The following is a 13791-nucleotide window of genomic DNA, read 5'->3' as shown; positions in this document are numbered from 1 at the left end:
GGGCAAAGGGGATCAAAGCCCTCAGCTTGCACATGAAGTAAGTCCTCCGTAATCCCGCCACCGATAGTCATTTGGGATGAAGGGGGATGCATGACCCAACCAGCACGACATCGCATATCCGACCTGTCTGCGGAGAAGCGGGCCCTGCTCGCTCGGAAGCTCCGGACGCGTGTCGCCGGCGGCACCACCAGGCCCGGCCACTACGACGCCGTGATTCTGGGAGGCGGCGCCGCCGGCCTCACTCTGGCGCTCCACCTTCGCCGGGAGCGGCCGGGCATCCGGGTGCTGGTCGCCGAGCGACAGCGGCACCCCGTGCCCGAGGCCGCACACAAGGTCGGCGAATCGACCGTGGAGATCGCCGCCCACTACCTGCGGGACATCCTCGGACTCGGCGAACACCTTCAGACACAGCAGATCCGCAAGTTCGGTCTGCGCATGTTCTTCAGCAGCGAGGACAACGCCGACATCGCCGAGCGCGTGGAACTCGGCAGTTCGGTCTTCCCTCCGCTGGCCACCTATCAACTCGACCGAGGACGCCTGGAGAACGAACTCGGCGCGGCCTGTTCCCGGGACGGCGTCGAGTTCCTCCCGGGCAGCAAGGTCGTCGACGTCGCGTTCTCACCCGACGGGTCCCACCACGAGGTCCAGTTGCTCACGGACAGCGAGGAACACAGCGTCCGGGCCCGCTGGGTGATCGACGCCACCGGACGCGGCCGGCTCCTGCCCCGCCGGTTCGGACTCCGCAAGGACGTGGGCCACAAGGCCAACGCCGCCTGGTTCAGGGTCGGGCACCCCATCGACCTCGGAACCTGGAGCGACGACCAGGCGTGGCACGCCCGGATCCGCGAGGGCCGGCGGGAACTGTCCACCAACCATCTGATGGGACCGGGCTACTGGGTCTGGCTCATCCGGCTCGCCTCCGGATCCATCAGCATCGGCATCGTCGCGGAGGCCGGCACGCACCGGTTCGACGACTTCAACACCCTTGAACGGGCCCTGGACTGGCTCGCCGAGCACGAACCGCAGTGCGCCCGGGCCGTCGAGGAACACCGCGACAAGATCCAGGACTTCCGGGTGATGAAGGACTACTCCTACAGCTGCGACCAGGTCTACGACGGCAGCGCACGCTGGTGCCTCACCGGCGAGTCCGGGATCTTCCTCGACCCGCTCTACTCACCGGGCCTGGATCTGATCGCCGTCAGCAACGCACTGGTGGCCGACCTGGTCACCAGGTCCCTGGACGGCGAGGACGTATCGGCCCTGGCGTCCGTGCACGACTCGCTGTTCAGGCGTGTCACCGACATGTGGCTCGCCGTCTACGAGAACCAGTACGCGCTGATGGGCAACGCCCGCGTGATGGCCTCCAAGGTCATCTGGGACACCGCCTTCTACTGGGGGGTCTTCGGCCTGCTCTTCTTCCAGGACAAGTTCCGCACCGTGGGCGGCAGTCCCTCGGTGGCCGCCGACCTGGAACGCCTCACCGACATCAGCAACCGGGTCCAGGCGTTCTTCCGCGAGTGGGCGGCCATCGACGACTCCCGTCTCGAGGCCAGGTTCGTCGACCTGTACTCCCCGCTGAACTTCATGGTGAAGCTGCACGCCGGCATGGCCGACGACCTGCCCGGCAGCAGGTTCCCCGAGCGCTTCTCGGACAACGCCACGCTCCTGGCCCAACTGGCCGGGCAACTGGTCACCGCGGTCATCGACGCCCACGGCGACCGGTACGACGACGACCGCGTCATCGCCCAGGTCCAGGCCTGGCAGCGGGATCCCCTGATCGCCGACCTGATCGCGACGCATCGGCGCGAGCGGCAGCACAACCCCACCAGTGAGGGCTGGATCGCCCTGCGCCCGCCCCGCCCGGGGGAGAGCACCGCAGGTCACGAACCGAACGGAGCGGACAGCATGGAAAAGCAGAGCAGCGAGGTGAGCTATGCCTGACATCTCCGAGCGCTTCGACGTGGTGATCCTCGGCGGCGGCATCGCCGGACTGACCCTGGCCCTCCAGCTCAAGCGCACCGATCCCGGTCTCCAGGTCACCGTCCTCGAACGAGGGCAGCACCCGGTGCCCGAGGCTGCCCACAAGGTCGGCGAGTCCAGCGTCGAGGTCCAGGCACACTATCTGCGCGACGTCCTCGGCCTCGAAGAGCACCTCGAACGGGACCAGTTGCACAAGTTCGGCCTGCGGATGTTCCTCACCCACGCGGGCAACGAGGACATCTCCCGGCGTGTCGAGTACGGCCAGATCAGCGAGGCTCCACTGGCCTCCTACCAGCTCGACCGCGGTCGGCTGGAGAACGCGCTCGGCACCCTGGTCGCCGGCCTCGGCGTCGACTTCCGCCAGCGCTGCAAGGTCCGCGACGTGCAGCTCGCCGACGGCGACGACGACCACGTCGTACGCGTCCTCGACGGCGAACACGAGCAAGAGCACGCGCTGCGGGCACGGTGGGTCGTCGACGCCACGGGACGCGCCGGCCTGCTCAAGCGCAAGCTGGGTCTGGCCAGGCCGGTCGGTCACCGGGCGAACGCCTCCTGGTTCCGCATCGAGCACGAGATCGACGTGCACCAGTGGTCCGACGACGAGCAGTGGCGGGCCCGGGTCGACGGCGGCCTGCGCCGGCTGTCGACCAACCACCTGATGGGACCCGGATACTGGGTGTGGCTCATCCCGCTCGCGTCGGGCTCGACGAGCGTCGGCATCGTCGCCGAGGACGAGGCCCACTCCTTCGAGGGGTTCAACACCCTCCAGCGGACCCTGGACTGGCTCGCCGAGCACGAGCCCCAGTGTGCGGCCGAGGTGCGGCGGCACCAGGAGAAGATCCAGGACTTCCGGGTGATGAAGGACTACGCCTACGGCTGCACGCAGGTGTACTCCGAGGACCGGTGGTGCCTGACCGGGGAGGCGGGGGTCTCGATCGACCCGCTCTACTCCTCCGGCGGCGACCTGATGGCGATCAGCAACGGCCTCATCACCGATCTCGTCACACGGGACAGCCGCGGCGAGGACGTGCGGGAGAAGGCCGTGGCCCACAACCAGGTCTACCTGGTGCTCAGCGAGATCTGGCTGGTCGCCTACGAGGGCCAGTACCCCGTCATGGGCAACCCGCAGGTGATGGTGGCGAAGGTCATCTGGGACACGATCATCTACTGGGCCGTGCCCGGCCTGCTGTTCTTCCACGACAAGTTCCGGCGCCTCGGCGCCAGCCCCGCGGCGTTCGCCCATCTCCAGCGCACATGGCTGCTCCACACGCGGGTCCAGCAGTTCCTCAGGGAGTGGCACCTCGTCAGCAACGAGCCCGCCTCCGACGTCTTCGCGGACCCGTACAGCCTGCTCGACTTCATCGTCGACCTGCACAACGGCATGGCGGCGGGCCTCGACGACGACGAGCTCGAGGAGCAGTTCGGACGCAATGTCGAGCTGCTGGAGCATCTCGCGGGCCAGCTGGTCAGCACCGTCGTCGAACGCCTCGAACAGCGCGGTGCCGACGACGCGGCCAAGGCCCGGATAGAGGAGTGGCGCCGCGACGAACTGCTGAGGGAAGCCGTCGAACGGTACAAGGAGCGCGACCCGGTCGACCCCATCGACAGCGCCTGGATCACCCTCGGCAGCCGGCCCGCGGCGGTGACGCCATGACCGGCACCAGCGCAATGAACGACCGCGGCGCCGCGCGGACGGCGCCCGACGACCTCGTCGATGTCGCCGTCGTCGGTGGCGGTGCCGCCGGGCTGACCCTGGCCCTGCAACTGCTCGGGCAGCGCCCCGGCACCCGGATCGTGGTGCTGGAACGCCAGGGACACCCGGTGCCGGAGGCGACGCACAAGGTCGGGGAGTCCACGGTGGAGATCGCCGGCTACTACCTGCGGGAGGTCCTCGGGCTCGAACACCACCTGCAGTCCCAGCAGTTGAACAAGTACGGACTGCGGATGTTCTTCTCCAAGGACGGCAACGACGACATCACCCGCCGTGTGGAACTCGGCCACTCGGTCCGCCCGCCCGGCGCGGTCGGCACCTACCAGCTCGACCGCGGCCGCCTGGAGAACGCCCTGGGCCATGAACTTCTCGCCCGCGGAGCGCGGTTCCTGCCCGGGACGAAGGTCGAGTGCGTGGACCTGCAACCCGACGCCGAGCACCACCGGCTCCACGTCCGCACCGACGACGGCGCCACCCGGCAGATCCACGCGAAGTGGGTCGTCGACGCCACCGGCCGGGCGTCCCTCCTCAAGCGACGGCTCGGCCTCGCCAAGAAGGTCGGGCACCGGGCCAACGCCGTCTGGTTCCGCGTCGGCTGCTCCATCGATGTCGATCAGTGGTCCGACGACCCCGACTGGCACGCGCGGATCGAGGAAGGACGGCGGGAACTGTCCACGAACCACCTGATGGGCCCGGGCTACTGGGTCTGGCTGATCAGGCTCGCCTCCGGATCCACCAGCGTGGGCATCGTGACCGACCCGGACCTCCACGGGTTCGAGCAGCTCAACCGGTTCGAGCGCGCTCTGGAATGGCTCGACCGGCACGAGCCGCAGTGCGCCGGCATCGTCCGCCGGCACCGCGACAAGCTGCAGGACTTCCGCGTCATGAAGGACTACGCCTACAGCTGCGAGCAGGTCTTCTCCGCGGACCGCTGGTGCCTCGCCGGGGAGGCCGGCGTCTTCCTGGACCCCCTGTACTCCCCGGGGCTGGACCTGATCGCGATCAGCAACAGCCTGATCACCGACCTGGTCACGCACGCGCTCGACGGCGACGACACCGCGGAACGCGCCGCGATCCACAACCAGGTGTTCCTGCTGATCGCCGAGGGCTGGCTCAGCATCTACGAGAAGCAGTACGCGCTGATGGGCAACGCGCGGGTCATGCTCACCAAGGTGATCTGGGACACCGCCGTGTACTGGGCCGTTCCCGGGCTGCTGTACTTCCACGACGTGCTGCGGCACCTGGGCGACCGGCCCGACATGGTCGTCGGTCTGGCCCGCTTCAGCACCGCCAGCCAGGAGGTCCAGCGCTTCTTCCGGGAATGGAGCGCGGTCGACGACGAACCACGCGACCAGGCACCCTTCGTGCGCTTCTACGACTTCGACTTCATGAGCCGCCTCCACATCGGCATGACAGCGGGCCTCGCGGACTCGGACCTGGCCACGCAGTTCGAGGCCAACATCCGTTTCATCGAGCGTCTGTCGGGCCAACTGGTCGCGACCGTGCTGGAGGAGTTCGAGGCCGAGCCCTGGAACCCGGCCAAGCGGGAGCAGGCGCGGCGCTGGCGGGCCGATGAGGCCCTGATGTCCCTCGTCGAGGTCCATCTGCGCGAACAGGAGTCGGCGCCGCTCGGTGACCAGTGGATCAGGCTCCGTCCGGCCGACGAGGCCGTCGGCACGGGGGAGTCCCGGTGACGGCCGCGCCGGGCGAGGGCGGCGCCCTGCGCGACCGCGTGGCACGCCTGCCCGACGACAAGCGCGCCCGCCTGCTGCGCCAACTGCGCGGCAGGCCGTACGCCTCCCAGGACGAGGGCAGCTGGTTCGTGCGGTACTCCGCCGCCGACGCGCCTGTCGTCCGGCTGTTCTGCTTCCCCTATGCCGGGGGCGGCGGTTCGGTGTTCCGCACGTGGAGCGAGGGGCTGCCCGCCGGCGTCGAGCTGTGGGCCGCCCAGCTGCCGGGCCGGGAGTCCCGGGTGACCGAACCCGCCCTACGACAGCTGGATCCGCTGGTCGAGTCCCTGTACGAGGCCGTCCTGCCACGGCTGGACCTGCCGTACGCGTTCTTCGGTCACAGCATGGGCGCGCTGGTGGCGTTCGAGCTCACCCGGCGGCTGCGTCGTGCGGGGGCACCACAGCCGTCCCGGCTGCTCCTCGCCGCGTTCCGGGCGCCCCAGCTGCCCAACCCCAACATCAGGATCCATCACATGCCCGACGAAGTGCTCAGAACGGTGCTGCGCAAGGAGGGCACGCCCCCGGAGGTGCTCGACAACGGGGAGCTGATGCGGGCTCTGCTGCCCATGCTCCGGGCCGACTTCGAACTGTGCGACACCTATCGGTACCGCGACGAGCCGCCCTTGCCCATGCCCGTGTCGGTCTTCGGCGGTGACCAGGACGTGCGCGTCAGCCGCAGCGATCTCGACATGTGGCGGTCGCAGGCCGGCGGGAAGTTCCGGCTCGTCATGCTCCCGGGCTCTCACTTCTTCCTGCACAGCTCACAGGACCTGCTGCTGGCCGAACTCTCCCGGGAGCTCGAGGCGGCGACCGCTCGCACCGAGGAAGGAGAAAGGTGCCATGACTGACCGGCCGACGGACGAACCGGCGCGGGAACCCATCGCCATCATCGGGATCGGTTGCCGCTTCCCAGGCGGAGCCACGACACCCGCCGCCTTCTGGGAACTCCTGTGCACCGGAGTGGACGCCACCCGTGAAGTGCCCCCGGATCGCTGGGAAACCGGCAAGTTCCACGACCCGGACGGCGCCAAGCTCGGCAAGATGGCCACCCTGCGAGGCGGATTCCTCGACCGGATCGACGAGTTCGACGCCCAGTTCTTCGGGATCTCCCCGCGCGAGGCGATCTGGCTGGATCCCCAGCAGCGTCTTCTGCTCCACGCCGCGTGGGAGGCCCTGGAGGACGGCGGCCAGGTGTCCGCCCGGCTCGCCGGCAGCGACACGGGCGTCTTCATGGGCGGCTTCACGCTGGACTACCAGCTGCTCCAGAACTACGGCGTACACAGCCGCTACGAGCTTCAGACGCACTCGGCCACCGGCATGATGATGACGATGCTGGCCAACCGGCTGTCGTACTCCTTCGACTTCCGGGGACCGAGCCTCGCCGTGGACACCGCGTGTTCCGGCTCCCTGGTGGCGGTGCACCTGGCGGCCCGGAGCCTGTGGAACGGCGAGTGCTCCCTCGCCCTCGCGGGCGGCGTGAACGTCATGATCGCACCGAACATGACCATCGCCGAATCCAAGGGCGGATTCCTGTCCCCCGACGGCCGCTGCAAGGCGTTCGACGCGTCCGCCGACGGATACGCGCGAGGCGAGGGCGCCGGCGTCGTGGTCCTCAAGCCGCTGGCACGGGCGCTGGCGGACCGCGACCCGGTCTACGCACTGATCCGGGGGACGGCCGTGTCCCAGGACGGACACAGCAACGGCATCACCGTGCCCAACGGTGACGCCCAGGAGGCGGCCATGCGCGCGGCCTGCCGGCAGGCCGGCGTCGCTCCGCACACGGTCCAGTACGTCGAGGCACACGGCACCGGAACACCCGTCGGGGATCCCGTCGAGGCGGGTGCCATCGGCCGGGTCTTCTCCGAAGGACGCCCCACAAGTGACCGTGTGGTCATCGGGTCGGTCAAGACGAACATCGGGCACCTCGAGGCGGCGGCCGGAGTGGCGGGCCTGATCAAGACGGCACTGTCACTCAAGCACGGCCGCATCCCGGGGCAGCTGCATCACCACCAACCCAACCCGGCCATCCCGTTCGACGCCCTTCAGCTCCATGTCCAGACGGAGCTGGGCGACTGGCCGCAGGTACCCGGGCCACGCCTCGCCGGGGTCAACTCCTTCGGTTTCGGCGGTACGAACGCCCATGTGGTCCTCCAGGGCCCTCCCGCCGAGCGACCGGTCGCGCCGCAGGCCGACGACGACCGCCCGTACCTCGTCCCGCTGTCGGCCCGCAGCCCCGAGGCGCTGTCGGACATGGCGGCGGCCTTGGGGAAGACGCTGTCGGACAGCCCGCACGCCGTGCGGGACGTGGGCCATACGCGCGCGCTGCGGCGCACTCACCACGACCACCGGCTCGCGGTCGTCGCGGCGAGCGCGGCCGAGGCCGCCGAGAAGCTCGGCGCCTTCAGCGCGGGCCGCGAAGCCAAGGGTGTGGCATCCGGTCGTGTCCAGGCAGGGAAACCGCCGAAGCTGGCCTTCGTCTGTTCCGGGATGGGTCCGCAGTGGTGGGCCATGGCCCGGCAGCTGCTGGACGGCGAGCCCGTCTTCCGGGCCGTCGTCGAACGATGCGACAGGGAGCTCGGCAAGTACACCGGCTGGTCGCTGCTCGACGAACTCCTCGCCCCGCAGGAGCAGTCCCGCATGGCCGAGACCGAGGTCGCGCAACCGGCAAACCTCGCGGTCCAGCTGGGCCTGGCGGAGCTGTGGCGTTCCTGGGGCATCGAACCCGACGGGATCGTCGGGCACAGCACCGGGGAGGTCGCCGCGCAGTACCTGGCGGGCGTTCTCGGCTTCGAGGACGCCATCAAGGTGAACTACTACCGCAGCAGCCTCCAGCAGAGGGCCACGGGAAACGGCCGGATGCTCGCGGTGGGCATGACCCCCGAGACCCTGAACCAGGCCGTCGCGGACGCGGGGCCCCTGGTCTCGGTCGCGGCGGTCAACAGCCCGACCGCGGTCACGCTGGCCGGGGACGCGGCGATCCTCGAGGACATGGCGGCGCAGCTGGAGACCTTCGGGGTCTTCCACCGGTTCCTGACCGTCAAGGTGCCGTACCACAGCCACTACATGGACCCGTTGCGCGCAGACCTGGAGAAGGGGCTCGCCGACCTCCGCCCCTCCTCCGCCGCCCTGCCCCTGTACTCGACCGTGACCGGCACGCGCATCGACGGCCGAGGCGCGGACGCTCACTACTGGTGGCAGAACGTTCGTGCGACAGTCCTGTTCGCGGCCGCCTTCCGCCAGATGGTGGCCGACGGATACACCCACTTCGTCGAACTCGGCCCCCACCCCGTGCTGGCCGCCTCCATGAGGGAACTGCTGGCGGAGCAGCAGCAGGACGGGCTGGTCGTCGCGTCCCTGCGCCGCGACGAATCCGACGACGTGGTGCTCCTCGGTTCCCTCGGCACCCTCTACAGCCATGGCCACGAGATCCAGTGGGAGACCTTCTACGGCGACGACGCTCGCCTGCTTCAACTGCCGCCCTACCCATGGCAGTTGAAGAGATACTGGAACGAATCGGCGGAGGCCCGGGAAGACCGCCACTACACGGAGGTCCACCCACTGCTGGGCCAGCGGATGAACGCCGTCCATCCCACCTGGGAGCGGGAGCTCAACCCACGGCTCCTGCGCTACCTGGCCGACCACCGCGTCCAGGGAAACACCGTGCTTCCCGGCGCCGCGTTCATCGAACTGGCCCTGGCGGCGGCGGTCGAGGTGTACGGCGAGGGGGACCACGCCCTCGAGAACCTGGAGCTGCGCAAGGCTCTCGTGCTCCCCGACACGGCCGACCCGCGGGTGCGCACCACCCTCTACCCGGAGTCGGGCCGGGTCGAGGTCGCCGGCTTCGCGGCCACACCCGGCGGCGACCGTACCTGGACGCTGCACGCGACAGCCCGGCTCAGCCGGCGCCCGCCCGTCCGCACCGCGCGAGACCTCGCCGGCGCACGCGGCGCCTGTGAGAAGCACGTGTCGCGCGCGGACTTCGACGGCCTCGTCCAGCAGATGGGCTTCGAGTACGGACCGGCGTTCCAGGCGGTGGAGGAGATCGTCACCGGCCCGCGGGGGGCCGTCGGACGGGTGACCGTCCCCGCCTGCGTCCGCGACGAGCTGGGGACGTACCGGTTCCATCCCAGCCTGATCGACGCGGCGTTCCAGGTCCTGCTCACCTCCGCCGCGCCAGGAGCGATGGACGCGACGCTCCCGGCCGGTCCCTACCTGCCCGTGGGTGCCGACAGTGTCACCGTTCTCGGGCGCCCTGCCGACGAGATGTATGTGGTGGCCGAGGTCACCAGCGCCGACGCACGCGTCATCGTCAGCGACATCGCCCTCTGCGACGACCGGGGAAGGGTTCTCGTCGACATCCGCGGCTTCCGGGCACAGTCCCTCGACGCCGTGGCCAGTCTCACCCCCGAACGTATCGACCAGGGCCTCTACGAAGTCCAGTGGCGTGAGTCGTCGCGCGAGGACGCCGCGGAGCCGGAAGACGAAGGCGCAAGCGCGCGGGACGACGACGAGGCGAGCACCTGGGTGCTCTTCACGGACGCGACCGGGGTGGGCTCCGAGGTGGCCCGGTGCCTCGCGGAGGCCGGACGCCGCGTCGTCACCGTGGTCCCCGGCGAGGTCCCTGACCCCGTCGAGACCCCGGCCGGTGGCTATGTGATCGACCCCACCGACGTCGAGCACTACAAGCGGCTGCTACGGAAAATCGCCCAAGAGGCCGAGATCGGCAGGGTCCTGCACCTGTGGAGCCTCGATCTGCCCTTCGGCGAGGACATCCCGGTCACGGCGCTGCGGGACGCCCAGGACCTCGGCGTGCTCTCGGTCCTGCACCTGATGCAGGCGCTCTCCGCCGAGGTCACCCAGCGGCTGCCGCGCGTATGGCTGGTCACCCGCACGGCACAGGCGGTCGGAGACAGTCCCCGGCCCCTCGCCCTGCCGCAATCCCCGATGTGGGGCATCGGCCGTGTCATCGGCCACCAGGAGTTCGCCGGGATGTGGGGCGGCTTGGTCGACCTCGATGCCGGGCCGGAAACGGAGCAGGCGCGCCGTCTCGTCGACGAGGTCAGCGCACCCAGCGGCGAGGATCAGGTCGCGTTCCGGGGCGTGCAGCGGTACGTCGCACGCCTGGCACGGGCCGGCGAGCACCTCACCCCGGCCTTCCCGACGACCCTGCGCGACGACGCGACCTACCTGGTCACGGGCGGCGCGGGAGCCCTCGGTCGCCTGGTCGCCCGGTTCCTGGCCGAGCGCGGGGCCCGCCACCTCGTCCTGATGGGGCGGACCTCCCTGCCCCCGCGCGACGCCTGGCACGACCTGCCCGCCCGGCACGCGCGGCGCGAACTGGTCGACGAGCTGCTCCGCCTGGAACGCCGCGGCGTGCATGTCCACTACGCCGCGGTCGACTCCGCCGACGAAGCTCAGCTGCACGCCTGGTTCGCCGAACACCAGCGGCTTCAGCGGCCCCCGGTCGGGGGTGTCGTCCACGCCGCCGGGGTCGTCGAGGACGAGCTGATGCTCCGGACGAGCCGGGACACCTTCCAGCGGGTCATGCGCCCCAAGGTCGGCGGCGGCTGGCTGCTGCACCGTCTGTTCGCCGACACCCCACTGGACTTCTTCGTCCTGTTCGGCTCGGTCGGATCGGTCATCGCATCCGCGGGCCAGGCCAACTACGCGTCCGCGAACGCCTTCCTCGACGCGCTGGCCCACCACCGCCGGTCCCTCGGTCTGCCCGCCCTGAGCATCGGCTGGGGGCCCTGGTCGGTCGGCATGGTGGAGCAGCTCAACCTGGAGCAGATGTACGCGCGACGGGGCATCGAGCTGATCACCCCCGAGGCCGGGGCGCGCATCCTCGGCCGTCTCATCGGCCAGCGCCCGGCACACGTGGTGGCGATCACCGCCGACTGGGCGACCGCCCGGGCGACCTCGATGGGAGGACAGCTCCCGCCGCTGTTCGCCGAACTCGGCACGGAACAGGCCGACCTGCGCGGCGAGGACGACGTGGCCGACGCCGGCGCCGTGCTCGACGCTCTGTGCCGCACGCCCGAGGCGCACCGCCTGGACGCGCTCGCGGAGCACCTGCACGACATCGTCGCGCTGGTGCTCAAGCTGGATCCGGCGGAGTTCGGCCACGAGGAGAACCTCAGCAACCTCGGCGTCGACTCCCTGATGGCCGTCGAGATCAAGCACCGCATCGACGCCACCCTGCGCGCCGACGTCTCGGTCCTGGACCTCCTCCAGGGCGTGACCGTCCTCGGCCTCGCCCATCGGATCCTGCCGCTCCTCGCCCTGGAGAAACCCGGCGAACAGGACCTCGCCGGACCGGCCACGCCCCACCCGGACCCCCCGGGCGAGGGACCCCAGGAGGAGGAACTCGCCGCCCTGCTCGCGCAGATCCCGCCCGACGAACTCGAGCAACTCCTCGACGAACTGGAGCAGGAACCCTCCGAGAAAGCCTCCGAGAACCCGACGGGAGCGATGAACCATGACACTGTCGCTTAGCAGACTGCGTCGCGCCGTGATGGGCGTCTCGGACGCGGAGGCGACTGCCTTCAGCCGCGGCGACACCCCGACCTGGAAACACCTCGAGACCGTCGTACGCACTGCCGTCGGCGGCTATCACGCGGTCCTCGACGGCAGCCGCTTCGACGACCTCGTCCCCCGCCTGGACCGGATCCCCCTGGAGTTCCGCGGATACGCCTACGAAGGCGCCGCCATGGGACTGACCGGCCTCGACTGCTTCCTGCCGGGCGCATCCCGGCTCCAGGCCTATATGGACGGTCCCGGGAACCCGCACATCTACATGGTCCACATCGGGGCGGGGGAGGCGCTGGCCAGGTTGCGCCGCAAACCGGACCCCTTCATGCGCCGCCTGACCGATCCCGCGCTGCGCTGGCTGGTGATGGACGGCTACGGCTTCCACGAAGGCTTCTTCAAGCAGCGCCGGTTCGTGGAACGGCAACAGGTCCCCGTACATCTGTCCCCCTTCGCCCGGCGCGTCTTCGACCAGGGAGTGGGGCGGAGCATCTGGTTCACCTCCGGCGCCGACGTCGACCGGATCGCTTCGGCCATCGCCGCGTTCCCGGCGCACCGGCACGCCGATCTGTGGCTGGGCATCGGCGTGGCCTGCGGGTATGTCGGCGGGGTCGGCAGGCCCACCGTCGAGGCGCTGCGCGTGGCCGCCGGGCGGCATGCGTCGCGTATGGCCGTGGGGACGGCGTTCGTGGCCAAGGGCCGCCTGCGCGCCGGCAATCTGATACCCGACACCGAGCTGGCCTGTGAGGTGCTGTGCGGCGTCTGCGCCCAGGATGCCGCCCGACTCGTCGACCGGGCCTTCGAGGATCTGCCCGACACCCGGTCCGCGCCCGCGTACGACACGCTTCAGCGGCGACTGGAGACCAGCCTCGCCGTCACTCCCTCGACGAAGGGGGACACGGCATGAGCGTGCTGGGTGCTGTGATGAGGCCGCTGTTCGAGGTCGCCCCGTCGGATTTCCCCGCCTCGGTGGGCACGGGTGCCGGCGCGGAGCGGCTCAGCAGGGTCGTGTTCACCGTCACGGAGTGCTGCGAGCTCACGCTCCTCAACCGCCGAGAGGCGGCCCTGGTGCCCAAGCTGGACGCGTACCCCGAGGAGTTGCGGGGGTTCGCCTACGAGGGAGCGGGGGTCGGGCTCGCGGCGCTGGACCAGCTGCTGCCATGGAAACAGCGCACCCGCCACTTCGTCGACCGGGCGGCGAGCGAGTACGTCTTCGCGGTCTACCTCGGCGCGGGCATGGGCCTCGCACGGTTGCGCCGCAACCCGGAACCGTTCCGCCGGCGCCTGCGGGACGACGTGTTCAACTGGGCCGTCCTCGACGGATACGGCTTCCACGAGGGCTTCTTCGCCTACCGCCGCCATGTGCAGGAGCGTGCCACGCCGAGGCATATCAGTGGCTACGGACTGAGCGCCTTCGACCACGGACTCGGACGCAGCATCTGGTTCGCCACGGGCGCGGACGTCGAGCGGGTCGCGGCGACCATCGAGGCGTTCCCCGCGTCGCGCCGGGGCGATCTGTGGGCCGGCGTCGGTCTGGCCTGCGGGTACACAGGCGGGGTCGACGAACCGACGGTCGAGGCGCTGCGGAATCGTGCGGACGGCTGCCGGAGCCGGCTCGCCGAAGGCGTGATCGTCGCGGCCAGAGCCCGGCACCAGGTGGGCAATACGGCCGAGCACAACGAGGTCGCCTGTCGGGTGATCTGCGATATCGACAGCGGCAAGGCCGCGGAGATCGCCGCCGCGGCCCTGGTCGACCTCCCCACCGACGACGTCGAACCGGCCTATGAGATCTGGCGCCGACGCATTCGCCGGCAGTTCGCCTGAGTCACATCCACCATCCGA

7 protein-coding genes are annotated in these 13791 nt (G+C 70.1%); all 7 read left to right on the top strand.

What is annotated here, in order from left to right:
- Positions 1–90 precede the first annotated feature (90 nt).
- Genes CCL05_RS01300 through CCL05_RS01270 form a run of 7 tightly spaced genes read left to right on the top strand, consistent with a single transcriptional unit; the run spans position 91 to position 13773 of the window.
- Positions 91–1941: an NAD(P)/FAD-dependent oxidoreductase gene (locus CCL05_RS01300; RefSeq protein WP_107400402.1), complete on the top strand. Its 1851-nt coding sequence runs from the start codon at positions 91–93 to the stop codon at positions 1939–1941.
- Positions 1934–3634 (top strand): NAD(P)/FAD-dependent oxidoreductase, encoded by a 1701-nt coding sequence (locus tag CCL05_RS01295; RefSeq protein WP_208641305.1) that lies wholly within the window; start codon positions 1934–1936, stop codon positions 3632–3634. The genes CCL05_RS01300 and CCL05_RS01295 overlap by 8 nt, the downstream gene beginning before the upstream one ends.
- Positions 3631–5385: an NAD(P)/FAD-dependent oxidoreductase gene (locus CCL05_RS01290; protein WP_208641303.1), complete on the top strand. Its 1755-nt coding sequence runs from the start codon at positions 3631–3633 to the stop codon at positions 5383–5385. Before CCL05_RS01295 ends, CCL05_RS01290 begins: the two co-directional genes overlap by 4 nt.
- The gene (locus CCL05_RS01285) at positions 5382–6269 is read left to right on the top strand and encodes a thioesterase II family protein (protein WP_086558589.1); all 888 of its coding nucleotides are present in this window, start codon (positions 5382–5384) and stop codon (positions 6267–6269) included. The genes CCL05_RS01290 and CCL05_RS01285 overlap by 4 nt, the downstream gene beginning before the upstream one ends.
- On the top strand, positions 6262–11916 hold the full coding sequence (locus CCL05_RS01280; protein ID WP_086558588.1) for a type I polyketide synthase: 5655 nt from the start codon (positions 6262–6264) through the stop codon (positions 11914–11916). Before CCL05_RS01285 ends, CCL05_RS01280 begins: the two co-directional genes overlap by 8 nt.
- Positions 11900–12856 carry a DUF1702 family protein gene (locus tag CCL05_RS01275; protein ID WP_086558587.1) on the top strand — a complete coding sequence of 319 codons (957 nt, stop codon included), beginning with the start codon at positions 11900–11902 and terminating at the stop codon, positions 12854–12856. The genes CCL05_RS01280 and CCL05_RS01275 overlap by 17 nt, the downstream gene beginning before the upstream one ends.
- The gene (locus CCL05_RS01270; RefSeq protein ID WP_086558586.1) at positions 12853–13773 is read left to right on the top strand and encodes a DUF1702 family protein; all 921 of its coding nucleotides are present in this window, start codon (positions 12853–12855) and stop codon (positions 13771–13773) included. The genes CCL05_RS01275 and CCL05_RS01270 overlap by 4 nt, the downstream gene beginning before the upstream one ends.
- The last annotated feature ends 18 nt before the right edge of the window (positions 13774–13791 follow it).

This window comes from Streptomyces africanus (genome assembly GCF_002150735.1).
GTDB classification, from domain to species: Bacteria; Actinomycetota; Actinomycetes; order Streptomycetales; family Streptomycetaceae; genus Streptomyces; species Streptomyces africanus.
The sequence above is the reverse complement of the archived record's forward strand: the minus strand, read 5'-3'. Positions and strand labels throughout refer to the sequence as shown.